General features: G+C 50.7%; 20 protein-coding genes. 13 read left to right on the top strand and 7 right to left on the bottom strand.

Features of this window, described 5'->3' with window-relative positions; genetic code table 11:
• Positions 1 to 98: 98 nt before the first annotated feature.
• A complete protein-coding gene (locus A596_RS17215; RefSeq protein ID WP_039917046.1) occupies positions 99 to 1,868 on the bottom strand; it encodes a type IV pilus assembly ATPase TfpB in 1,770 nt (589 codons plus the stop codon).
• A 228-nt stretch (positions 1,869 to 2,096) separates the two neighbouring features.
• Here A596_RS17215 and A596_RS17210 point away from each other — a divergent pair, with 228 nt between their 5' ends.
• From A596_RS17210 to A596_RS17150, 12 genes are all read left to right on the top strand, one after another.
• Positions 2,097 to 2,774: a TIGR00153 family protein gene (locus A596_RS17210; RefSeq protein WP_039917043.1), complete on the top strand. Its 678-nt coding sequence runs from the start codon at positions 2,097 to 2,099 to the stop codon at positions 2,772 to 2,774.
• 19 nt (positions 2,775 to 2,793) lie between these two features.
• Positions 2,794 to 4,071, top strand: a complete 1,278-nt coding sequence (locus A596_RS17205) for an inorganic phosphate transporter (protein WP_039917040.1) — start codon at positions 2,794 to 2,796, stop codon at positions 4,069 to 4,071.
• Positions 4,072 to 4,137: 66 nt separating this feature from the next.
• On the top strand, positions 4,138 to 5,292 hold the full coding sequence (gene argE / locus A596_RS17200) for an acetylornithine deacetylase (RefSeq protein WP_039917039.1): 1,155 nt from the start codon (positions 4,138 to 4,140) through the stop codon (positions 5,290 to 5,292).
• 47 nt (positions 5,293 to 5,339) lie between these two features.
• Positions 5,340 to 6,656 carry an amino-acid N-acetyltransferase gene (argA, locus tag A596_RS17195; RefSeq protein ID WP_039917036.1) on the top strand — a complete coding sequence of 439 codons (1,317 nt, stop codon included), beginning with the start codon at positions 5,340 to 5,342 and terminating at the stop codon, positions 6,654 to 6,656.
• Positions 6,657 to 7,146: 490 nt separating this feature from the next.
• A complete protein-coding gene (locus tag A596_RS17185; RefSeq protein WP_039917030.1) occupies positions 7,147 to 8,070 on the top strand; it encodes a helix-turn-helix domain-containing protein in 924 nt (307 codons plus the stop codon).
• Positions 8,071 to 8,333: 263 nt separating this feature from the next.
• Positions 8,334 to 9,695 carry a lysine N(6)-hydroxylase/L-ornithine N(5)-oxygenase family protein gene (locus A596_RS17180; protein ID WP_039917027.1) on the top strand — a complete coding sequence of 454 codons (1,362 nt, stop codon included), beginning with the start codon at positions 8,334 to 8,336 and terminating at the stop codon, positions 9,693 to 9,695.
• Complete coding sequence (locus tag A596_RS17175; RefSeq protein ID WP_039917023.1) at positions 9,692 to 10,942, top strand: MFS transporter; 1,251 nt, start codon at positions 9,692 to 9,694, stop codon at positions 10,940 to 10,942. Before A596_RS17180 ends, A596_RS17175 begins: the two co-directional genes overlap by 4 nt.
• Before the next feature lie 6 nt (positions 10,943 to 10,948).
• Positions 10,949 to 11,536 (top strand): GNAT family N-acetyltransferase, encoded by a 588-nt coding sequence (locus A596_RS17170; protein WP_039917021.1) that lies wholly within the window; start codon positions 10,949 to 10,951, stop codon positions 11,534 to 11,536.
• On the top strand, positions 11,523 to 13,373 hold the full coding sequence (locus tag A596_RS17165; RefSeq protein ID WP_152600218.1) for an IucA/IucC family protein: 1,851 nt from the start codon (positions 11,523 to 11,525) through the stop codon (positions 13,371 to 13,373). Before A596_RS17170 ends, A596_RS17165 begins: the two co-directional genes overlap by 14 nt.
• Positions 13,367 to 14,095, top strand: coding sequence for a hypothetical protein (locus tag A596_RS17160; RefSeq protein ID WP_160280165.1), 729 nt, complete (start codon positions 13,367 to 13,369; stop codon positions 14,093 to 14,095). Before A596_RS17165 ends, A596_RS17160 begins: the two co-directional genes overlap by 7 nt.
• 119 nt (positions 14,096 to 14,214) lie before the next feature.
• Positions 14,215 to 15,387 (top strand): aromatic ring-hydroxylating oxygenase subunit alpha, encoded by a 1,173-nt coding sequence (locus A596_RS17155; RefSeq protein WP_200882954.1) that lies wholly within the window; start codon positions 14,215 to 14,217, stop codon positions 15,385 to 15,387.
• An 84-nt stretch (positions 15,388 to 15,471) separates the two neighbouring features.
• Positions 15,472 to 16,320 (top strand): sterol desaturase family protein, encoded by an 849-nt coding sequence (locus A596_RS17150; protein WP_039917013.1) that lies wholly within the window; start codon positions 15,472 to 15,474, stop codon positions 16,318 to 16,320.
• A 153-nt stretch (positions 16,321 to 16,473) separates the two neighbouring features.
• On the opposite strand, the gene A596_RS17145 is transcribed toward A596_RS17150, so the two are convergent.
• Positions 16,474 to 17,763: a PepSY-associated TM helix domain-containing protein gene (locus A596_RS17145; protein ID WP_039917012.1), complete on the bottom strand. Its 1,290-nt coding sequence runs from the start codon at positions 17,761 to 17,763 to the stop codon at positions 16,474 to 16,476.
• Between the two features lie 237 nt (positions 17,764 to 18,000).
• Entirely contained in the window at positions 18,001 to 20,097 is a 2,097-nt protein-coding gene (locus tag A596_RS17140; RefSeq protein ID WP_039917010.1) for a TonB-dependent siderophore receptor, read from the bottom strand.
• 263 nt (positions 20,098 to 20,360) lie between these two features.
• Here A596_RS17140 and ilvD point away from each other — a divergent pair, with 263 nt between their 5' ends.
• Positions 20,361 to 22,205 (top strand): dihydroxy-acid dehydratase, encoded by a 1,845-nt coding sequence (gene ilvD / locus A596_RS17135; RefSeq protein ID WP_039917008.1) that lies wholly within the window; start codon positions 20,361 to 20,363, stop codon positions 22,203 to 22,205.
• Between the two features lie 96 nt (positions 22,206 to 22,301).
• Here the strand turns inward: ilvD and A596_RS17130 are convergent, their stop codons facing one another.
• From A596_RS17130 to A596_RS17115, 4 genes are all read right to left on the bottom strand, one after another.
• A complete protein-coding gene (locus tag A596_RS17130) occupies positions 22,302 to 23,645 on the bottom strand; it encodes a tetratricopeptide repeat protein (RefSeq protein WP_052417625.1) in 1,344 nt (447 codons plus the stop codon).
• Between the two features lie 10 nt (positions 23,646 to 23,655).
• Entirely contained in the window at positions 23,656 to 24,279 is a 624-nt protein-coding gene (locus A596_RS17125; protein WP_039917005.1) for an energy transducer TonB, read from the bottom strand.
• Positions 24,276 to 24,689, bottom strand: a complete 414-nt coding sequence (locus A596_RS17120) for an ExbD/TolR family protein (RefSeq protein WP_039917002.1) — start codon at positions 24,687 to 24,689, stop codon at positions 24,276 to 24,278. Before A596_RS17120 ends, A596_RS17125 begins: the two co-directional genes overlap by 4 nt.
• A gap of 100 nt (positions 24,690 to 24,789) precedes the next feature.
• Entirely contained in the window at positions 24,790 to 25,317 is a 528-nt protein-coding gene (locus tag A596_RS17115; RefSeq protein ID WP_039916999.1) for a MotA/TolQ/ExbB proton channel family protein, read from the bottom strand.
• Between the last annotated feature and the right edge of the window lie 2 nt (positions 25,318 to 25,319).

The raw sequence follows: 25,319 nt of genomic DNA, 5'->3' as shown, positions 1-25,319 counted from the left end.
ACCAGGAGCCAAACCGGTAACGGGTTGTGTATCCGCAAAAAAATGGCGACCTTGTGGTCGCCATTTTTTTGCCTGATATTTCCTTAACCCTCCTTCACTCAACCCGCTTTTTCCGGCGGCGGTGCAACGCGCAACACCTCTTCCATCGTCGTTAGTCCGGCAGCGATTTTTTGGGCGCCTGATAAACGCAGTGTGCGCATTCCTTCTTTCATCGCCTGGCGGCGCATGTCCTGCAAATTGCAATCCGGTGTTACGCGCTCTTTGATGGTCTCTGACATCACCAGAATTTCGTACAACCCCTGGCGGCCCATGTAGCCGGTGTTGCGACATTCCAGACAGCCGACAGGGCGGAAGATTTTGGCGGGAACCTGGACTTTCCAGGGTGCAACCAATTCCTGCCAGTCAGCCTGGGTGATTTGCCCTTCCTCTTTGCAATGGGGACACAGGGTACGCACCAGCCGTTGCGCCATCACCCCCAACAAGGTGGCATTGATGAGATAAGAAGGAATACCAAGGTCCAGTAAACGCGCAACGGTAGAAGGCGCATCATTAGTGTGAACCGTTGATAACACCAGATGACCAGTGAGCGCCGCTTGTACCGCCATTTGTGCGGTTTCCAGGTCGCGGATCTCGCCCACCATAATTACATCAGGATCTTGCCGCATCAGACTGCGGATACCGGCAGCGAAATCCAGACCAATTTTGTGATGCACCTGGGTCTGGTTAAAGCGTTCTTCCACCATTTCGATAGGATCTTCAATGGTGCTGACATTCACTTCGTCGGTAGCAACTTGTCGCAACGACGAATACAGCGTGGTGGTTTTACCGGAACCGGTGGGGCCGGTCACCAGCAAAATGCCGTTCGGGCGATTGAGCATGGTGTTCCAGCGCGCGTAGTCATCGCCCACCAAACCCAGGTCGCTAAAACTGCGTTGCAGTACTTCCGGATCGAAAATACGCATGACCAGCTTTTCCCCAAACGCGGTTGGCAAGGTAGACATACGCAATTCGATTTCACTGCCATCGCTGCGACGGGTTTTGATGCGTCCGTCCTGCGGTTTGCGTTTTTCGGCAATATCCATTCGCGCCAACACTTTGAAACGGCTGGTTACTGCCGTCGCCACATTGGCCGGTAATTCATAAACATAATGAAGCACGCCATCAATACGGAAACGAATACGCCCCACTTCGCGGCGCGGTTCGATATGGATATCACTCGCCCTTTGGTCATAGGCGTATTGCAGCAACCAATCCACGATCTTGACGATGTGCTGGTCATTGGCATCGGGATCACTCGCTTTACCTAATTCAACCAACTGCTCAAAGTTGGTAATCGCCGATGAAGCCGTTGCACCGCTAGCGCCGGATACCGAGCGCGCCAGGGTATAAAACTCCACCATAAAGCGTTCGATATCCGCCGGGTTGGCCACTACCCGTTTAACACTACGCCGCGCGACGTGTTCCACTTGCGGCTCCCAGCCCGACATAAAGGGTTGGGTACAAGCAATCAGTACATGATCCTGGTTGACCTGCACACACAAAATGCCATGGCGTTTGGCAAAGGCGTAACTCATTACTTCGGTGCACTTGGCCACATCGATTTTCATCGGGTCGATATGGAACAACGGCAAACGCGCTTTGGTCGCCAGCCATTCGGTAAGAGTATCGCCATCCAGGGTTTTACCGTGGCGTTGTACATCGTCCAGGTTTTGGGTCGCGATATAGGCAAGCGGGTGCATGATGGCTTGCTCGCGGGTGCGCGATGCGCCCAACAACATATTGGCATCCCCCTGTTTCATCCGCCCGTCAGCGACCAGGTCATTGATCAACCCGCGTAAATCCAGAACCCTATCCAGCACCTGCGCCATGTATTTTTATCCTGTTGGTATTTTATCTGTGACGAATTGTAGCGGCTGCCAACGCCAGCGTCTGCTGGCGCCATCACTTGCTCGCAATCTGCGCCGCGCTATCTATGCTCAAGCGAGTGCAATCTCCACGATCATGCAACACAACTGTCACAAAAATGTAACAAAGCTACGTGACCTTATTGAGCCTTGTTCCTATACTGCGCACACGTTTTATCCGGAGGGATTTTCATGCCATTCGCCAATCTGTCAAACCTGTTTGGCCGTTCACCGATCAAACCGTTGCAGGAGCATATGGCACTGGCGGTCCGGGCCGCGACCGAGTTGATTGGATTTTTCGCTGCGGTGACCAGCAATGACTGGGAGCGCGCCCGTACCATCCAGCAACAGGTGGTCGATTACGAACACCAGGCTGATGACATCAAAAAACAACTGCGCCTGCACCTTCCCAAAAGTTTGTTCCTGCCAGTGCCGCGCACTGATTTGCTGGAATTGCTGGCGATGCAGGACCGCATTCCCAACCGCGCCAAAGATATCGCCGGCATCATCATCGGCCGGCGCATGAGCATCCCGGTGATCATGAAAGAGCAGATGAACGAGTTTGTACAAACCAGCGTTGCCGCCGCCGAGCAGGCATTAAATGCGATCAACGGACTCGATGAATTACTGGAAACCGGTTTTAGCGGGCGCGAACTGGCCGCCGTTGAAAACATGATCAAAGAACTGGATGAACTGGAGGAAAAAGCGGATCGCCTGGAAATCGGCGTGCGCACCTCGCTCTTTGCCCTTGAAGCGCAATTGCCGCCAGTGGATGTGATGTTCCTCTACAACATCATCGACTGGGTCGGCGATATCGCCAACCGCGCCCACGATGTCGGCGGTCGCTTGCAACTGCTACTGGCGCGCTAACGCCCCCGGATTATTGTTGATGACCTTATTCGCTGAACATGGCCAACTCCTGCTAATAATCGCCTGCGCTTTTGGCTTGTTTATGGCGTGGGGAGTGGGTGCCAACGATGTGTCCAATGCGATGGGCACATCCGTCGGTTCGCGTGCATTAACCATGAAGCAGGCGATCATTATCGCCATGGTATTTGAATTTGCCGGCGCCTATTTGGCCGGCGGCGAAGTGACTGAAACCATCAGCAGTGGCATTGTCGAACTGGGCGTTATGCAGGCGCACCCGGAGTTGTTGGTCTACGGCATGCTCGCCTCGCTTCTGGCAGCGGCGAGCTGGCTATTAATCGCCAACGCCCTCGGCTGGCCGGTATCGACAACCCATTCGATTGTGGGTGCGATTATCGGTTTTGCCGCCGTGGGAATTTCGGTTGATGCCGTGCAGTGGGACCAGGTCTGGGGCATTGTCGGTAGCTGGATTGTCACTCCGGTTATCGCCGGGATTTTTTCATTCTGGATTTTCCGCTCGGTGCGCTTTTTGATCCTTGATAGCGATGATCCTTTCGCCAACGCCAAACATTACATTCCGTTTTATATGTTTGCCGTGGGTTTCCTGTTATCGATGGTGACCCTCCTCCAGGGTTTGAGCCATGTATTCAAAGCGCAGCACATCGAGTTTACGTTTTTTGAAGCCATGATGATCGCCGCCGTTATCGGCATTCTCGTCGCGATCATTGGTGTATTCCTGCTGCGCCGCGTGGTGAAAGATACGCATGCCGATAAAACCAATCGCTTCGCCAGTGTGGAGCGGGTGTTCGGGGTATTGATGATTTTCACCGCCTGCGCCATGGCGTTCGCCCACGGCTCCAACGATGTCGCCAACGCTGTTGGCCCAATGGCGGCGGTGATCAATGTGGTCAATCAAGGCGCCGTAGAAGCCAAAGTCAGTGTTGCCTCCTGGATGTTACTGCTGGGCGCCGCAGGGATTGTGTTAGGCGTGGCGACTTACGGCTACAAAGTGATGATCACCATCGGCCAGAAGATTACTGAACTCACCCCCAGCCGCGGCTTTGCCGCCGAAATGTCCGCAGCCGCGACGGTTGTGCTCGCCTCGGGATTCGGTTTGCCAATCTCCACCACCCACGCGTTGGTCGGTGCATTGTTAGGTGTCGGGTTGGCGCGCGGCATCGGCGCCTTGAACCTGCGGGTAGTCGGCGGGATTTTTGTGTCCTGGATTATCACCCTGCCCGCCGGTGCCGGTTTATCGGTGCTGTTTTTCTATTTGTTCAAACGTTTGTTCGCGCAATAAATCGCGAATGCTTGCATTTTGATGGCCAATAACCGATAACACCTTATCCCTGTAACGGTGTTTACCATGTCCTTTGATTCCAAACGCTATATCGACCACTTGCAACAACTGGTTGCCCTGCCCTCGGTAAGTTGTGGCTTGCCGGAATGGGATATGTCCAACCAGAAGGTGATCGATTACCTCGCCACGGTATTTGGCGATCTGGGTTTTAACACCCGTGTAGTTCCACTCGGCGACTCCGGCAAATCCAATTTGATCGCCAGCCGCGGCACTGGCGCTGGCGGCCTGGTGTTAGCCGGGCACAGCGATACGGTTCCCTACGATGCCGACCGCTGGCAATCCGATCCTTTCACCCTGACCGAACGCGACGGCAAACTCTACGGTTTGGGCGCGACCGATATGAAAGGATTTTTTCCGGTGATTATCGAAGCGGTAAAACCCTATCTGGATAAACCCTTTAAACATCCGCTCATTGTGCTTGCCACCGCCGACGAAGAAAGCAGCATGAGCGGCGCGCGTGCACTGGCACAGGATGGAATTGCCGGATTCAAGCCGCGTTACGCGGTGATTGGCGAGCCGACCGGCCTGGTACCGATTCGCGCGCACAAAGGCATCATGATGGAAGCCATTCGTGTGCGCGGCAAAAGTGGCCACTCATCCAATCCGGCGCTGGGCAACAACGCGCTGGAAGCAATGAACCAGGTGATGAACACCCTGTTGCAATTGCGCGGTGAGCTGCAATTACAATATCGCGATCCCGGTTTTGCAGTGCAAACACCAACGCTGAACCTGGGTTGCATCCACGGCGGTGATGGCGCGAATCGAATTTGCGCCGAATGCGAATTGCATTTTGATTTACGGTTATTGCCAGGAATGGATAACGACGAATTACGCCAGGTAATTGCGCAACGGTTAACGCCTATCGCTGAAACCAGCGGTACCGATATCGTTTTATCATCGCTGTTTGAAGGCGTAGATCCGTTTGGTGAATCGGCAAATTCCGAACTGGTAAAAGTGTGCGAGGAATTGACGGGCAATACTGCTGACACTGTCGCCTTCGCCACCGAGGCACCGTTTATGCAGCAAATGGGAATGCAAACCTTGATCCTCGGCCCCGGCTCCATTAACCAGGCGCACCAGCCCGATGAATTTATTCCGCTCGACCAGATCGGGCCGGCAATAAACATTTTGCGACGATTGATTGAAAAATATTGTTTGTAAAACGCTTAACGACAATTTTTTCTTTCACATTATTTCGAGACTAAAAAGTGCCAGCCAATACCCAAGACTACGTTAAATGGTTCCGTCATTCGACGCCCTACATTAACAGACACAGCGACAAAACCTTTGTGTTGATGCTGCCGGGCGAAGCCATTCCCCACGCCAATTTCCATAATATCGTGCACGACATTGCACTGCTGTGCAGCCTGGATGTGCGTTTGGTATTAGTGCACGGCGCGCGCCCGCAAATTGATGAACGCTTGCAAGTTGCCGATACCTACAGCAACTTCCATAAAAATTTGCGCATTACTGACAGCGACAGTTTGAGCCTGGTCATTCAGGCCATTGGCGAAGCGCGCACGATTGTCGAAGCCGCGTTATCAACCAGCTTGCCTAATTCACCGATGCACGACGCCGATATGCAAGTGATCAGCGGTAATTTTGTTGTCGCCATGCCCCATGGCGTCATTGACGGCGTGGATTTGCAACACACCGGCAAAGTGCGCAAGGTGCATACCAAATCACTGAATGCGGCGCTGGATTCCGGCGCGGTGGTGTTGTTATCGCCCATCGCTTACTCACCCACCGGTGAAATTTTTAATTTGTCCTTTAGCGATGTTGCCACCCATGTAGCCACAGCGATTAAAGCCGATAAATTCCTCGCGTTTGTTGAGGGCAATGGTATTACCGACGAGGAAGGTAATCTGATTCGGCAAATGTCCTTGCAGGAATGCAAAAATTACCTTACAGAAAATGGCGAGAAAATCAGTTTCGATTTACAACAAGCGATCAGCGCCAGCTATTTAAGTGTGTTGCAAGGCGTTCCGCGCGCGCAATTAGTCAGCTACAGCACCGACGGCGCGTTGCTCACCGAATTATTTACCCGCGATGGTTTGGGCACCATGGTTTACTCCGGCCATTACGAGCAATTGCGCCCGGCGACGATTGATGATGTCGGTGGCATTCTCGATTTAATTCGCCCGCTCGAGGAGCAAGGTATTCTGGTGCGGCGCTCGCGCGAGCTATTGGAAACCGAGATCAATAAATTCCACGTTATGGAAAAAGACGGTGCGATTATCGCCTGCGCTGCGCTTTATCCTTACGGTGATATGGCGGAATTGTCCTGCGTGGCCACCCATCCGGAATATCGCAACGGCGGACGCGCGGCGCAATTGCTGGAGCAAATTGAAAAACAGGCGCTCAAGCAAAAAATCAAACAATTGTTTTTGCTGACAACGCAAACGGCGCACTGGTTTATCGAGCAGGGTTTTGTGCAAGGCAAACTGGATGACTTACCGGTACAGCGCCAATTGCTCTACAACTATCAACGCAATTCCAAAATTTTTATTAAAGCGCTGGGGTAATGTGTAGTGCGCAGATAACACATGCACAAGCACCGCAGCCTGTTGTTCTATAGAAGCGAGCCTCACCGGAGGCTCGCTTTTTTTATGCGCGATGCCAGCTGCTCCGGGAAATTTATTTTGTGCGACTACTGCAGATAATGGCCATGCAACATACAAACGCCCTGAAATAATCGCAAAACAGTATCTGTGTTGCTTAATGCACAGATTTTGGCGCATAAAAAAACGCAATTATTTTCTCAAAATTATCATCAAAAAAATAAATTCTTTTTATATCAATACCTTTCCCGCTTGCGCGTAAAAATTTCCCTATTCGAGGCCAAATATCCCTAGCTCTTTTATTGATAATGGTTATCATTTGTTGCGGCGATTGATTTCCGGTGTTCAGCGGTAGCGAAATGGATCTACATAACAGCACACCGGATAAATGATTCGCTCTTTTTTATTGACATGAATTAACGATAACAATCAAGCGCTGGTCGTGGAGTAAAGAATGTGTATGGCAAGTGCTAATCCATTTATCAATAAAGAACTGCATGAATTTAGTGGTGATGTGGGCAGTGGTTATTTCGACAGCTTCCGTTTTGCAGGAATTTCCTTAAGCCGTATACATGGCTGCGTTAACAATTCCGTAGAAATTTGCAAAGCAAAAGAAAAAACATTTTTAAATATCCATATTTGCTTATTGGGCAGCGTTGAGTATTCCGTCGAGCAACGGATTGATACCTATCATGTCAGCGCGCTGGAAATAAAAATAATTTCAGGCGAATTTAGCGGGATAAAAACCCGCTTGCCTGCCAATAAAGCAACGTCGGAAATATCCATTTTTTTAGACGAACAGGCCTATAGGGAACTGATGCAAGGTAATGACCCGATGGCGGCGGGTTACACTCCGCTAAACAGGAAGTTAAGCGTGTGCGATATGGAGTCAGTGTATAAAAACCTGTTGTGCCTGATTAACTTGCCCCATCCCAAAAATCAATTGGAATATGTTGCCCTGCAAGGATATTGCTACGCAGTTATCGGCGAGGTGCTAAGTCGCAGCATGCAGCACAACACCCTTGCTTTGCCGATGAAGCAGGGCTCGGCCGAACGCGTAAAATCGCTCATCGATTCCAACATAAAAAGTAACCAGACTATTCGCCAGTTGGCCAGCATTTCGGGCACCAACGAGTGTTATTTAAAGAAAGAATTCAAAGCGCTCACCGGTTGTAGCATTGTGGACTACCGACAGAAACAACGCATGCAACATGCACAACATTTGTTGGGGCGAGGGCTATTAAACATCGATGCGCTTGCCACCGAAGTGGGCTATCAGAATACCGACCATTTCATCAGGATTTTCCGACGCCATACCGGTGTTCATCCAAAGGAATATAAATTTGAGCGGGGCAATGAGTGCCATGAATATCAATAAACCCTGCAGGGAGCGAATGACCTGATCGTCATTTCCCTGGAACCTGTTTAGCTTGCGCTAACAGCAAGCCAATCAACAACCGGAACCGCACGCTGAAGGCGAATAGCGCACAACACCTTGTGCACTACGGGTTTGCTTTCACTTTTTTTGGATATTGCGTGTTTTGCGGTTTGTATTTTGCGGTTTGCGGTTTTGTTGTTTTTGGTCCTGGTGTGTTGCCCCGTTCAGTATCACGTTAAAAATTATCTAATTAAGGAACAGCAATGTATAACGACGCTGCTTATGATTTTGTCGCTGTGGGCGTGGGCCCTTTTAACCTGGGGCTCGCCTGCCTGTCTTCCACGCTTCCCGATGTGCGCTGCGTTTTCCTGGATAAAGGAGCAGGATTTAATTGGCACCCGGGAATGTTAATTGACGGTGTGACCCTGCAAAGCCCTTTTCTAGCGGACCTGGTCACGATGGCAGACCCTACCAGCCCGTTCAGTTATTTAAATTATCGCAAGCAACAAGGCAGCCTGTTTAATTTTTTTGTGCGCGAAAATTATTACCTGGAGCGGCAGGAATACAACCGTTACTGCCAATGGGCGGCGTCCCGGCTGGACAACATCCGCTTTAACCACGATGTCCAGCAGGTGGATTATATTCCGGAGCAACGCGTTTATCGCATCAGCGGAATTGAAACCCAACATAATAAACCGTTTAGTTTCCTGGCCAAAAAACTGGTTATTGGTGTGGGAATGAAACCGCGCGTTCCCGATTGCCTGCGCTCGGTTGCCAATGGTATCAATTTGCATTCGTCGCATTATTTAAAGAACAAAGCAAGGCTACAGCAACAGAAAAAAATAACCGTCATTGGCGGCGGCCAAAGTGGTGCCGAAATATTTTATGACCTGCTCAAGGATAGCGAGAAGTTTGGCTACCAGCTCGACTGGGTAACCCGCGCGCCGCGTTTTTTCCAAATGGAAACGGCGAAACTGACACTGGAAATTCTGTGTGGCGATTACGGCAGTTATTTTCATGCACTGGACAAGCCCACCAAGCAAAAAATTATTGAAGAACAAAAAAGTGTTTACTGCGGTGCAAACCAGACGCTAATCGATAGCATTTACGATTTTCTCGATACCAGCCGGCACCGCAATTTACCGCGTGTGCAGCTATTGCCCTGCATGAACCTGATCAACGTCGAGCAGGACGGTAATTTCCACAATGGCGCCGCTAGCGACTCACAGGGATTTTTCCTGCAATTCGTGCACAACCAAACCGGTGAACACTATCAAACGCACACGGATGGCTTGGTGCTATCAAGTGGTCATCTGTATGAAGTACCCGCTTTTATGGAGGGAGTATTTGATCGCATCGAACGCGATGAACAAGGCAAATATTTGCAAAAGGAAAATTGGTCGGTGGATATTCACGGGCGCGAAATTTTTATCCAGAACGCCGGTTTCGAAAGCCATGGTTTGATCAACCAGGACCTGGGTATGTCCTGTTATCGCAACAGTCGCATACTGCGGGAAATTGTCGGACGGGATATTTACCCGATTGAACATCGTTTTGCATTCCAAAGTTTTTCACCCGCAAAAGACTCCGGTTGGGAACCATTGGGTAGCGGAGTGCGCCGATGATTTTACGCATTGCCATTCTGGTCATGTCCGCGTGCGGGGTGATCAGCGACTCGATTCTTATCGCATTTTATCCACAATTTTTTGAGCTGCGTTATGGCTTGACCAGCGCGGTGCATGTAGGTGCTTACATAGCGGCTATTTCAATTGCCGTGATGTGCGCGCTGCCTTTTTGGGCGAAGCTCACGCGTCGGATTGAAACCTTGCATTTGTTATGGATAACGCAATTGTTAGCGGGATCGCTCGCTATTGCCAGCGCCCATGCACCAACGGTGGAGGGGTATTGGGTACTGACCATGTTGATGTTCATTATGAAAGCCAGCTACCTGCTGCTGTTCCCTTATTTGATGCGCGAAGAGAAACCGGAAAACCACGGCCTGGTGATTGGCATGGTGGCGGTTGTTGTCCATGTCGGAGCCATTTTCGGTGCGTCTGTCGGCGGTTCTGCATTGCAATATCTTGGCCCTGAAGAAAGCATGTACCTGATGTCGGCGGGCGATTTTGTGCAAATGGGAATTTGTTTATTGCTGATTTTTTCCGGCAACTACGCCAAAAATAAACAGCAAACAACAATCCATAATGACAATGCAACCGCCGAAAAAAATAAACCGTTAACGCGCCCTGCCGGTGCCTGGATGGCGTTGGCAAAACTCAGCGGCCTGATGTTGCTGTTCGATATGAGCGCGTACCTGGTGCGCCCGTTTTTTTCCGTGTATTGGGAATCGATTTACACCGCCGGCAATCAAACCATCACCGGCATGGTGTTTGCGATACCGGGCATGGTGGCTATCGTCGGGCTGATCATCAACAAATCTTTTTTGAAAAATAAAATTCGCCACCTGGATCACACTGCAGTGAATTTGCTGATCGGTGCCACTGGTTTGCTTTTGCAAGCCTCTTCATCGCCATTGCTGGTACTGGTTGGCCGCTGCCTTTACGGGTGGAGCCTGTTTCAGGTGGTCGTCAAATTGGAAGTGACGTTATTTCGCATTAGCCAGCCGGCTTTTTATGATCGCGATTTTGCTGTAACCAATTTTTTCCAGAACCTCGGCGTACTGCTAGCGTCATTCGCGGCGGGTTACATCGTCAGCTGGATTGGTGTGCCCATGTCATTCGCGCTGGCCGCCGCCGGATTTATTGTCACCGCCATTATAGATCGCCGTTTGTTCGGTGTTGACCAGCATCATCAACGCGGGTTGGCGGCGAGCAATACCCAACATCCCAAACAATTTGCGCTGGAGGAAGGATAAAAATTTATGTTGCTGAATAACTATGTTGAAGCGCTTGGCCTGAACCCCTGGATCGATATCCGTTTGCTAAATGTAGAAAAAGATATTGCAACCATTCACAGCTGGTTCCTGATGGAGTATGCCGCCTTCTGGAATATGCAACACACATCCCTCGCGCAAGCAAAGCAAATTTATAGCGAGATCCAACAGGGGAATTGCATGGATGTTTATCTCGGTTTTTATAAAAATCGCCCCGCGTTTTTGCTGGAGTCTTATTGGCCGGAGCGCGACGAACTCGGTGAACACTATCCGGTCAAGCCCGGCGATATCGGTATGCATTTTATGGTGGGACCCGCTGCCGACAAACCCATTCCCGGTTTCACCCGCGATGTGCTGCGCCACATTATGGCGTTTTTGTTTTACCAGAAAAAAGCGCAACGGGTCGTGGTAGAACCGGATGTGAGAAATGACAAGGTGCATAAGCTCAATGCATTTGTGGGTTTCCATTACGAGGGCACCGTTCAACTGCAAAAGAAGAAAGCCTGCCTGGGATTTTGTTCAAAGGAAAATTTTTTAAACACACTACAGAGGGTAATTGCCAGTGAATCAATTTAATTATCAACAACCGGAATCCGCCGTAGCACACTTGTCCCCGGAGGCCTGGGCCCAGGCAAATCGCCACCTGGTTTGCAAAGCTCTGAGCGAATTCAGCCACGAACAGATCCTTGCGCCCACACTGATTGAAAGTCTGGCGGGCGGTTGGGCGCTGTATGAAGTCAACGCGGACGAACCCGATTGCAGTTACATTTTCAAGGCGAAAAAAATGTATTTGCGGCATTGGCGAATTGCCAAAGAATCTATCGAACGGATAGCGAATAATAAATCAGTGAATCTGGATGCACTGGTATTGATTAATGATTTCAAAAAGACGCTCGGCATTGTCGAAGAAAAATTGCCGATTTACCTCGATGAAATCAGCAGTACCTTATATGGCGCGGCTTATAAAATGCAGAATTCCAATATCCCGTGCCGTGAATTGGTGGATGCAGATTACCAGACCTTTGAGTCCTCCATGACGGAAGGACACCCTGGCTTCGTTGCTAATAACGGGCGCATCGGATTTGATGCGTACGATTACCAGGCCTACGCGCCGGAAACCGGCAGCGCATTCAATATTATCTGGCTGGCAGTGCATCGCGATCACGCGGAATTTGCCTGCCTGAAAGAACTGGAATATTACAGTTTTATCAAGCGTGAAATTGGCGAGGAAGTATTTGCCAATTACGTTAATAAACTGGTCGCCCTGGGGTTAAATAGCGACGACTATTATTTTATGCCGGCGCATCCCTGGCAGTGGTATACCAAGTTGAGTATTGCGTTTGCCGCCTATGTCGCGAACCGGAAAATTGTTCCGCTGGGAACCAGTAGCGATAATTATGTAGCCCAACAATCCATCAGAACTTATTTCAACCATTCCAACTCTGAAAAAAGTTATGTAAAAACCTCGCTCTCCATTTTGAATATGGGATTTATGCGCGGCCTTTCCCCTTACTACATGAAAGGGACACCGGCCATTAATACCGTGCTGCAGGGCATTATTGATAACGATAAAACCCTGAAGCAATTGGGCTTCTCTATCCTGCGCGAAATTGCCTCGATCGGTTTCAGAAATTATTACTACGAATCCGCACTCACCAAAGACAGTCCCTACAAAAAAATGTTTTCCGGTTTGTGGCGTGAGAGCCCGATTCCGTTGCTCAAGGATAACGAGCGCTTGATGACCATGACTGCACTTTTGCATGTGGATTACGACGGTAACGCGCTGATTGCAGAATTAATAAACCGTTCCGGTTTATCGCCCGAAGCCTGGCTGGCGCACTATTTCGATGCGTTCCTGCAACCGCTATTGCATTGTTTCTATGCACACGATCTGGTGTTTATGCCGCATTGCGAAAACCTGATTGTGGTACTCGACGGTTACTTGCCGAAACGCGTATTTATGAAAGATCTCGCGGAGGAATGTGTCATTTTAAACAAGGATGCAAAAGTTCCTGAGGATGCTGCACGGATGGTGGTGGATGTGCCCGAAGATTACAAACTGTTGGGCATTTTTATCGATGTGTTCGACGGTGTATTCCGTTTTATGTCACACATTCTGGAAGAGAGCGGCACCATTGATGAAGAACAGTATTGGCGCCTGGTGGCGCAGTGTGCAAAAAATTACCAGGCGCGACATCCGGAGTTAAACCATAAATTCCAGCGCTATGATTTTTTTGCGCCGACATTTATGCACTCCTGTTTAAATCGTTTGCAGCTTAAAAATAATTTGCAAATGATCAACCTGGCGGACCCGGCTTCCAGTTTGATTATGGCTGAACCACTGAGCAACCCGGTGGCGCAATTTGCCAATGAAAAACCGGTGTCGCAGCGGGAAGCTGTGGCGGCGTGTTGAGATCGGCATGCCTGTTAGCGCGTTTGCAGGAGACAGTGAATGAACTGCTTCCTGAATGCGCGCTGCACATCGGTTTTGAATCGCCGGCATGGAGTGCAGTGGGCACAGAAACTATTGCGCGCCTGCATAATTATTTGCAGCGGCAGTATCCGGAAGCAGGCGCCCGCTACTGGCGCGCCCGCAGTTGGGGATTACTCATCTGGCAACCAATTTACCTGGCGGTCATTGCCGCACATCGATGCCAGATTGTGTTGCCACTTAACGAGATGGGCCAGGACTTTCCCGCATCGGGAATTCCGTCCGGTGTGTTATTCCCGCACGGCGAGTTTACTCAGGGGCAAACCCGTGCGTGTGTACAGCGGATGGCACAAGACCTGATGCAGGGTTGCCGCCACTTGTATAACGCCGGGGGCGCGTCGGGACTCACACAAAAAAATGCGGAGCGCGTAGTGGCGGATTGTGTGGTGTCGGCATTGCTGATGGTGTATCCCGCGCGCGTCGATGGTCTGGAGGAGCTGGGTAATACCTGGTTAACCACCATGGGGCTTGAAGGCGCCGCCGGTTTTATCCATTACCAAAATGCGGCCGGTGAATCGCGCCTGGCATTGGATAAAAAAAATTGTTGTTTCCGCTATTTGTGCCACGGCCGTGCGTCCTGTGATATTTGCCCGCGGCAAACACGGGATCAACGCTTGCAGCGATTGAGCGAGGCATCGACCTGAATGCACACCGGTTTTTCGCGCGTGTTCTTTGCATTTTTTTGTACCACTGATGAACGGGATTACAACAATGTTATTGCACAGTAAGCGCAATAATTATTTGCATAATACGAGGAGCAATCATGGGCAGGTCCATGTACCAATTACTGGATAATCAGGAGCGATACTCCGCCAGCTACAACGATATATGGCTCACGCCCGAGGAGCAGTTGGCACTGCCTGTTGACGCCTATTGTTCAGAAGCAATATTCCGCGAAGAGCAGGAAAAAATTTTTTCCTGCGCGTCAACGTATGTTGGGCATGAAGCTATGGTGCCCAACATCGGCGACTGGTACGCCTTGCCACACGAAGGAAATTCGCGTGTGCTTATCCGAACTGAACAGGGGATTGAACTTATCTCCAACGTGTGCCGCCACCGGCAAGCCATTATGTTGGGCGGCACACCCGATCCCACTGAAATTCGCCGCGGAAAACTGGCAACAGGCAATCGTATTTTTTGTCCGATACACGCCTGGAGTTACGATCAAACCGGAAAATTATTGAACGCGCCGAAATTCGCCAAACAACCCTGTGCGAATTTACAACGCTTTCCGTTGAGCAATGTGTCCGGTTTATTGTTCGAGGGAAAACGCAACCCCGCTGCCGATATGGCCACGCTGTTCGCCATGCCTGAATTTGATTTTACCGATTATGCGTTGGGGCATGTGGAGCTGCATTCCTGTGCTTACAACTGGAAAACATTTGTTGAAATTTATAACGATGATTATCACATAGCGCCCTTTCATCCGGGGCTGAGCCGCTACGTTGACAGCAAAGGGCTGCATTGGGATTACGGCAACTGGTTTAGCGTGCAGCGCATTGGCGTTACGTCCAACCTGAATCGCGCGGGCACCGATACCTATAAAACCTGGCACTCCGACCTGCTCTCTTATAACGAGGGATTAACACCGGAGTTCGGCGCAATCTGGGCCACCTATTATCCCACCCACATGATCGAAGTTTTTCCTTACGCGCTGGTGTTATCCACCTTATATCCAAAATCTGTGCATAGCACTTTGAACGTGGTGGAGTTTTATTACCCGGCAACATTATTGGAAAACTATCCGGAGCTCGCTGAATCCCACCGCAAAGCTTATATGGAAACCGCGCTTGAAGACGACGAAATTGCCGAGCGCATTGAAGCGGGACGACGCGCGCTTTATCGGCTCGGTGTTAATGAAGCGGGGCCTTACCAGACACCGATGGAAGATGGTATCCGTCATTTTCATGGATGGTACCGGGCGGCGATGAAGTAACAGCCATTCAGTAAAAAAATAATGATGTAACCACCACTATTGATTCACTCAGTACCGCAACATTGGTTTATTGTGGAGATGAATATGCTTATCGAACTACTGGCGTTAATTGGCCTGGGCTTTTTTATCCAGGGCATTTCCTTATTGCTGTCTCCCGCGCGCAAAACGGCCCAAAAAACAGATTTGGTATGGGATTTAATCGGGGCGATCAGCCCGCGCATTTTTTTTATTGTCGCTGCGGCAGTTATTGTTACGCCCATGCAAGGCTGGCTTTCAAGTTACAACTGGATTGTTGCCGCGCGCGAATACATTATGAGCACGCCGTTCTGGCTGCTCGTTATTATTTACATAGTGCTTATCGACCTGCTGGATTACTGGATGCACAGGGCGCTGCACACCCCCTGGTTTTGGCACCAGCATGCCTGGCACCATGCGCCCAAAGTGATTTACTGGATTTCCGGCCTGCGCACATCGCCCGGTCAAATTATTATCCGGATAATTCCTTCAACAATTTTTGCCGCGTTTATTTCCTTTGAGCAATTTATTGATTTGGGATTATTTTTCCTTATTTTCTTTACCTTGTCGCAACACTTTATCCATTCCAATATGCGTATTCCCTATGAACAATACCTCGAGTGGATTTTGGTAACCCCCCGGTACCATATGGTTCACCATAGCGTGGCCCGACAATATTCAGATACCAATTTTGCCCAGATTTTCGTGTGGGACAGATTGTTCGGTACCTATACCGACCCCGCGACTGTGCCGGAAGATGCGCCTAGCGGCCTCAATTATAAAAACACTAATATGCGTTTGTTATTTGGATTTCCACCACCGAAAAACGCCACTGCCCGCGCGACCAGTAATGAGCGCGCAACAATTAATGAGCATGCCGCCATTAGTGAGAAAGAAGGCGCAAATATTTCCGGCTGATAAAGAGAGCTTTATTAATGGTGGGGGGCGTTCCGGGGTGTTGATCACCCCATGGGGTACATGGGGTGATCGGTCCAAGCTGTTTTGTAAAACCCGGCTTTGATTACTGCGCTAGTTATCGGGATATTTACCGGTGTAGTTATACCGGGCTAGTTACTGGGAAATTCCCACCGGTACATTCTGCGTTGCATCCTGTTGCGCTTTTTGCGCACTGCGAATACGCGCTTTGTATCTTTTGTGCCAGATAATCACACCGGTGATGCTCAGCATCGCGATCACCAGGCCCATGACCGAAATCAAAATACGCCCCGGCAACCCCAGGATACGCCCCGAATGCAAGGGAAATTGGGCCTGTACAAAAAGGTCAGCCGCAGTGCCTCGCCAGGGGGTAAAGTCGCCCAGCAATTCGCCACTTTTCGCATCCAGGAATACCGCTTTATGGCCTACGCCGCCCGCACCATGGCCTTCGGCCGCAGTGAAAAACTCAATCCGGTAAATACCAAACTCGCGCGCGTACCAGATGCTGTTGACTGGTTGCGACCAGCCCTTTTCGGCGCCTGCCTGCTGGCCCAGCTCGATAGCTTTGGTAAAACCGTAACCGGCGGCGATGGGCTTATCGTGACCGGACGGAGTGCGCTGGTCGATGGGGGTCGGCGTTACATCGGATACCAGGGACATTGCCGGGAAAAATACCTCCCGGTACAAATTCAGCGAAAAACCGGTAAAAGCCACCACAAACAACAACACCCAGGTCCACAGGCCAAAGGCGCGATGCAAATCGAAATTCAGTTTGGTTTTACCGCTGTTCCAGCGAATTTTCCAGGCCGGCATCCAGCGCTGCCAATAGCTGCCACCCTCGGCATTTCCGGTGGCACGCGCCAGGGTCTGGCGTTGGCGCTTGGGCAAGGTCAGGTAAAAACCAATAAAACAATCGATGGTCCAGGTCAGGGCGATCACGCCCAGTAACCAGATACCCCAGTGGTCAGTGCCCATGAACTCGGGAATGTGCAAACTGAAATGCAACTTGTAGAGGAAAGAGACAAAGTTTTCGGTAGTGATCGGCCAGACGGCGCCCCACTCGCGCTTACCCAAAATCTCGCCCGACACAGGGTCGACATACACCTGGTTAAACCCCGGCTCATACAGCTTGCCGGTTTCCGGGTTTACCCGGGGTTCCACCCAGTAGTAATAGGAATGCCCCGGCTCAACCGCGAGTTCATAGTAGGTGACCTCTACCTGCGGGAATTGCCGCTCCACTTCTTCGGCCAAGGCCGTGGCGCTCATCGGCGTACCGGTAGTGGAAGCGTCCAGCAAGTGCGGATTCAACAAATCATCCAGCTCATGATCCCAGGAAATAATGGCGCCAGTCAGCCCGGTGATTACCAGAAACCCCGCAATCGTGAGCCCGAAATAACGGTGGAGCAAGGTAAAAAAAGTACGCATACATTTGTCTCTTTGGTTGCCAGGTGGCCAGTGATTTCCATGTGCCTTGTTTTCTGTCTATCAGCTTTGTCTATCAACTTTTTAATCAACGCCTGTGTATCAAATTTGATCGATAAAATCCATTGCGCCATTTGCTGCGTTGGCCGCTAAACGACACCAAGGCACTCCAGGTGTCGCTGACTCCAGCTCTCCCGGTAGTGCCTTGTTTTTTGTTGCCGCTATTGGCCTGTCATCTGGTTAATAGCGCCAGCTAATCGAGCCAGTGACATTGCGGGGTGCGCCATAATTGGCCTGGCCCCACTGCGGGCTCAACAGGTATTTTTCATCGCCGACATTATTCAGGTTCAGCGCCAGGGTCAGGTTGGTGGTCAGCGCATAGCGGGCAAACAAATCCACCAGTGCATAACTGCCCTGCACTTCGGTATCACCGTAATAGATTTCATTCTGCCAGTTAATCCCTGCACCGACCCGCAAGCCTTCGACTGACGCCAGGTTATAGGCCGTGGCCAGCTTAAACTGGTTGGTGGGAATAAAACGGCGGGTCTTATCGCCATTGTCGTTTTCAACCCCTACGTGGGTATAGCCGGCACTGATATTCAAGCCAGTCAACACTTCACCGGCCAACTCTACTTCAACGCCGTCGCTTTCAAACCCTACACCGCGATAGATATTCAAACCGGAGGCGGTATCGCGGGTTACCCATTCACCGAAGTTTTCCTGCGCGGATTCAAAATAGGCAAGGGTGAGCACCGCACTACCGTCAAATATTTCCTGTTTAACGCCAAACTCCTTACTTTCACCGCGCACCGCACCTAATGGCGCCAGGTCTTTATCAACCCAGGTCTGGGGGTTAAACACTTCGCTGTAGCTGGCGTACAGCATCGTGCCCTCAAGCACTTCGTAGGTAATACCGGCGTAGGGAACGGTTTCATCGTCGGACGCCAGTTGGGGCGCGCCATAGCTATAGCCATCCTGCTCTATGTCAACCGTGCGAGTCCCTAACAGAACCGACAGGGCGTCGGTGAGGTTAAGGCGCGTGGAGATGTAGTAAGAATTTTGCTCCTGATCGATCAGGGTGGATTGGGTCGCCGCGTCGTAAACATCAAATTCCGGCAACGCGGTTTTGCCTTCGGCCCAGGCTGCACCCACAGGATTGTAGTTCCACTCATCGGTATAAATGGAACGACCGGTCAAGGTGATATCCGCCAGGTTAATACCGGCGACCAGCTCGTGCTCCTGACCGAACAGTGAGAATGATCCGCTAATAAAAAGATCGGCCACTTCCTCTTCATCCGCCGCCTGGTAAAGGCTGGCATGGGCCAGCAAACCCGCTTCGGTAACAGGGTCGGGCCTGCCAGACAGGTACAGGGAGGTCCATTCGCTATCCAGGTCGTTACGCGTGAACACCGCTTTTGCCGTCCAGTTCGCGCCCAGGTCCTGCTCCAGTTCCACAAAGGTGCGTTTTTGCTCCACATCCTGGTAGGCCCAGTCCGGCGCAGTGTTGGTGGACACATCGTAGTCGGTCAGCGAGCCATCACTGTAAAACAGCGGCAAGGCACCGGATGAGTTGGCATCGCTGTGGCTGTCATTGCTGCTGTGGCCAAGGGTATAGCGGGTGCTGGCGGTGATTTCGCCACTGACAATACCGTAGAACACAGTCAATTCCTTGCCGTAGCGATCCAGGTAGGAATCGCCATCTTGCCTGGCCACTACCAGCCGCCCATTGAGTTTATCCTCAATAATGGCACCGGAAATATCGCCATCCAGACGGTATTGGTCCCAGCTACCCAGCGAAGCGGCGAGTGACGCCTTTGTTTCCGCTGTCGGACGCTTACGCAAATAGTTAATGGTCGCCGAGGGGTTGGCCAGGCCGGTGATCAAACCGGTCGCCCCTTTAACGACTTCCACCTGTTCATAAATGGCGGTGTCGTCATGGCCCTGGGTCAGGCCATAGGAGAAAGGCACGCCCATGCCATCGGATTGGAAGTTGACAATGTCGAAGCCGCGCGCGGTGTAGTAGGTCCGGCCGGTTTCCACTTGCTCAACAGTAACACCCGGGACATAGGCCAGCAGGGAATTGACTTCGCGCAGGGCGAAATCGTCGATCTGGTCGCGGGACACTACTGAGACCACTTGCGGTGTTTCCAATACGGTCAGGTTTAACTTGGTCGCGGTTTTGGTCTGTTCGATTTCGCCATAAATGTAAACAGTTTCTATCTCACCTTTGCCCTGGTTTGATTTTCCTGATGACTGGTTGGCCTGGGCATGGGCACCACCGCTCCAAACAACGCCAGCTACTGATAGAGCTAAAGCGCTGCGTAATAAAGTATGCATAACGACTTCCTGAGAGTGTTTAAATAGGGGGATATAACGGAATATGGATCTGGATATTTAGATGAATATATTTTAAACAAAAAGCTAACGCGAATCAATCTCATTTTTATTATCAAATAAAAATATCGCATATGTGATGTGACGACAATTTGGTATGCACGATTGTTATTGCCCGCGATAACACATCTTACTGCGGCTGGCTTGGGGCATCTGTTAAGATGGGTGCCTATCTGTTAGCCGCTAATACAAGATCGAGGTTAGTTATGCCGGTTTATCGTTCCAAAACCACGACATCGGGCCGCAATATGGCCGGTGCCCGCGCCCTGTGGCGTGCAACGGGCATGAAAGATGACGATTTCCAAAAACCTATCATCGCTGTTGCCAACTCCTTTACCCAATTTGTACCCGGCCACGTTCACCTCAAGGACCTGGGTCAATTGGTTGCCCGCGAAATTGAAAAAGCCGGCGGCGTTGCCAAAGAATTCAATACCATTGCCGTGGACGACGGTATCGCCATGGGCCATGACGGCATGCTCTATAGCCTGCCATCGCGCGACATCATCGCCGACTCGGTGGAATACATGGTGAATGCGCACTGCGCCGACGCCATCGTTTGTATTTCCAACTGCGACAAAATCACCCCCGGTATGTTGATGGCGGCGATGCGCCTGAATATCCCGGTGATTTTCGTATCCGGTGGCCCGATGGAAGCGGGGAAAACCAAACTTGCCGAGCATAAGCTCGATCTGGTTGATGCCATGGTGATTGCGGTAGACGACAACGCCAGCGACGAAAAAGTGAATGAGTACGAGCGCTCTGCCTGCCCCACCTGTGGTTCCTGCTCGGGTATGTTTACCGCTAACTCAATGAACTGCCTGACCGAAGCACTGGGCTTATCCTTGCCGGGCAACGGCTCCTTACTGGCAACCCACGCTGACCGCGAACAGTTGTTCCTCGAAGCTGGCCGCCGTATTGTGGAAATCACCAAGCGTTACTACGAAGAAGACGATGACAGCGTATTGCCACGCTCCATCGCAACCTTTGAAGCCTATGAAAATGCGATGGCACTCGATATTGCCATGGGCGGTTCAACCAATACCATCCTGCACTTGCTTGCCGCCGCGCAGGAAGGCGAAGTGCCGTTCACTATGTTCGATGTGGACCGCATGAGCCGCAAAGTACCGCAGTTGTGTAAAGTTGCCCCCAACACCCAGAAATACCACATGGAAGACGTGCACCGCGCCGGTGGCGTAATGGGTATTTTGGCGGAACTGAATCGCGGTGGTTTGCTCCACAACCAATTGCCCACTGTTCACAGCAAAACCTTCCAGGAAGCGTTGGATAAATGGGACATCATCAGCACCTCATCCGAAGCGGTAGCGACTTTCTACAAAGCAGGCCCTGCCGGTATCCCGACCCAGGTCGCTTTTAGCCAGGCAACACGCTGGCCGACATTGGATGGCGACCGCGCCGAAGGTTGTATCCGTTCTGTTAAAAATGCGTACAGCAAAGAAGGCGGTTTGGCAGTCCTTAAAGGCAACATCGCGCTCGACGGCTGTGTAGTGAAAACCTCAGGCGTAGACGAAAGCTGTTGGGTCTTTGAAGGCAAGGCTTATGTTGTAGAAAGCCAGGACAAAGCCGTAGCCGACATCCTCGATGGCAAAGTGAAAGAAGGCGATGTTGTCGTCATTCGCTATGAAGGCCCAAAAGGTGGTCCGGGTATGCAAGAGATGCTCTACCCCACCAGCTATTTAAAATCCAAAGGCCTGGGCAAAGCGTGCGCGCTGCTGACCGATGGTCGCTTCTCCGGTGGAACCTCGGGTTTATCGATCGGCCACGTATCGCCCGAAGCGGCGGCTGGCGGTGCAATTGGTTTAGTACAGAATGGCGATATCATTCGCATCGACATCCCCAACCGCAGCATCAATGTAGTGCTGACCGATGCGGAACTGGATGCCCGTCGCGCCGCCGAAAATGCCAAAGGTCCATTGGCCTGGAAACCCAGCGAAGTTCGTCCACGCAAAGTCTCCGCATCATTGAAAGCCTATGCGATGCTGGCAACCAGCGCCGATAAAGGTGCGGTAAGGGATTTAAGCAAGCTCGATTAATTGATCTTGTGGTCCCGCTTTCACTACAACAAAAAAGCCCGCAATAATGCGGGCTTTTTTGTTGGTGGCTGATTGCAAACCTGTTGACGTAACACCTTATTGCCGCACCGGAAGCGTCGCTGTTGCAGACGATGTTTTTAGTTTTTCCCGTTCGACATACGTAATCCATTCTTTTGCAGACGTTTCACTGCGCGGATCTTTACTCGCCGCTTCAAAAAATTTTAATGCCTCATCAAAATTATTCTGGGCCAGCTCTGCTTGCCCTACCACAAAGTTTGCGTGATCGGCACGTTTCAGGCGCGGCGCCTTGAGGGCATTGCGCGCAGCGCGCGCGGCTTCCTTGAATTTTCCATTATCGTAGTATGCACTCGCCAAGCGTAAAATCAGCTCCGGATCGCGTGAATTTTTTGCAGCCTTCTCATATTCAACCAACGATTCTTTGGAGTTTTTTGCAAGGCGTAGCGACTCTGCCAGCAACATCAGGTTATTGGGATCGGGCGCAATTATTCGATCCACATACAATCCTTTTTTTAACACCTTCGCCGCTTTGTAAGGTGCGTTCTCTTCCATTAACAAGTAAGAGAGATTTAATAATTCCTTTTCTGTTGTCAGGCCGCCAAGCTGATAACAAATCTCCAGAGCGGCAAGGGACTCCTGGTCGCGTTTTAATTCGCCATAAATATGGGAGAGGCTTTTCCAATAACGCGCCTTGGGATAATAGCCAACCAGTTTTTTCAACGAAGCCAAAGCATTTTTATAATCTTCCCGCTCCACATACAAACTGTGCTGCAACAAATACCAGGACTCAGTGGGCGTTTTTTTGTTATCCAGCTGCGCATCAATAGCTTCATTAATATTCACCAGTGCGTCATCGTTATCACCTAGTTTGTAATAAATTTTGGCGAATAACGCCCATTGGTCCGGATGCATTTCATCGACATATTCAGTCCAGCGCAACATGGTGTTTAATGCTTGCCGCGGCTTTTCATCCACCAGGTACACTTGCCCAAGCACCAATAAAATTTGCGCCTCCATAGCTACAGGAATATTGGGCGACTGGGCCAGCGCACGATTAAAATAATCTGCGGCACGGGAATAATTTTCTTGCGCAAGATAGGCGTAACCAAAATATTGGTAGAGCAATACCAGCTCATAAGCATTCAATTGGTTTTTGTTAGCTTCCAATTGCGACAACAGGGAAATGGCTTTGCCGGGATTTAAGGCTGAGTCAGGGTTAGCAGGCTGAATAAAAATTAATACTTCTTCAATTTTATTGCCAAATGCGGCAGAGACGTGCGGCAAAACACGCCGCTCATCGCGATGGATATTCTGGCTGGCAACCTGCGCGAATGCCTGCCCGGTAACGACCAATAAAATTATTACAACAAACGTTTGTTTGAGTACGCGGGTGGTTATTACTAGCGTTGCAATCCAATTCATCGCCGGGACCCTATTTCATCTCAAAGACGAAGCGGCTTTTGACTCCGCGAATTTCAACCGGTTTACCATCTACCACTTTCGGTTTGTATTTAAACTTTGCAGCAGCGCGTACTGAAACGCGATCAAATACGCTGGTAAGTTGGCCGTCTTTGGTGCGGCAATCTTCAGTGATCGTACGCGCATCGCGCGTGGCCCCTGTAACAGTGATGGTGAATTCCACTGTGCAATACCCCTCGATACCGCGCGAGAGCGCCGAGTTAGGATATTCAGGCTGCACTTTTACGATGGGCAAATATTCGCCTTCGGTAAAAACCAATGCACGCGTATCCAGCAAGGTATCGTTGAAAATAGGAGTATCAAGATCCAGCGGTGCAATCACGATGTCAGGAATTACAAAATCCTGCACCGACATTTCTTCCGGTGGCAATTCCGGCTCGGGCGGTTTGACCGGGGGCGGCGCTTCAAGACGTTTTTCCACACTGATGTTCGGCATCAGGATCGGCGCAACAGGAATAGTGCGGTAATCGTCCGGCTCTTCGAATTGATTGTTGATCAACATGTTCATCAGAAATAGCAGGCACAACGTCGTCATGACCGCAAGCATTGCACCTACTGCCATGCGCGATGGATTCATGGTTGCGTGCTTTTTGGAGTGGATACAATTACATCGTCAACACCGGCATCACGCGCGGCATTCACAATCGTAAAAATGTATTGCATGTCGGCATCGATAGCAGCCTGGATTGAGAGCGCACCTTTGGGATTATCGATACGCATGCGCTCGATGGCACGGCGCAATCCACGCTGCTCAATGCGTTGATTATCTATCCAGATTTCGTTATCGGCAGTCACTGAAATTAATAAGGTTGCCTTGGGTTGATCTTGTGCGGTGGTGGAATCCGGACGCATGACTTCGCGCCCGGTTTCTTTCACAAATGATGCGGTAACAATGAAAAAAACCAGCATGATAAAGACTACGTCCAGCATGGGCGTTAGATCTAATGCTTGTACGTCGTCTTCAAATTTTGCTTTATGCCGGCTCATGAACCATCTCACTACGAAAGTCACCGCGAAAGCAGTTATGGGTGACCAAAACTGTTACCGAAATGTTGATCAGCTTTTATCAAAAAAATGACCGGGATTATTAATGATCCATCGTGAGATGGTCTGCAAACAGCGCTTTTTCAGTATTCGCCACCCGTGCCAGGTACGCATGGACAAAGAGTCCGCTGATCGCCGATACCATGCCCGCCATCACGGGAATTGTCGCTTTGGATACGCCGTTGGCCATGGACCGGGCGTTGCCACCGCCGCTGGTGGAAAGCACACTGAATACTTCAATCATACCGATCACGGTACCGAGTAACCCCATTAACGGGCACAAGGCAACTAGCGCGGAGATAATATCCAGATTCGCGTCAATCCGGCTATTAACCCGCGAAATCATCGCGGTACGAATTTTGTGGGCATACCAGGATTTACGCTCGCGACGCGCTTCCCATGCACTGAAAAACTCTTGCAATTCAGGTTTTAAATCGCCTTTGAAGTAGGACAGCCGCTCAAAAATCAGGGTCCACATACACAAGGTTAGCAGGGCGATGAAATACATCATCAATCCGCCCTGGTCCAGAAAGGCGCGGAGAGTCGCTATGGCATCCAGCAGCGGCTGCATGG

Origin of the sequence: Cellvibrio mixtus subsp. mixtus J3-8, from assembly GCF_000766945.1 — a bacterium.
GTDB lineage: Bacteria > Pseudomonadota > Gammaproteobacteria > Pseudomonadales > Cellvibrionaceae > Cellvibrio > Cellvibrio mixtus_A.
This window is presented reverse-complemented; position numbering and strand designations above follow the sequence as displayed.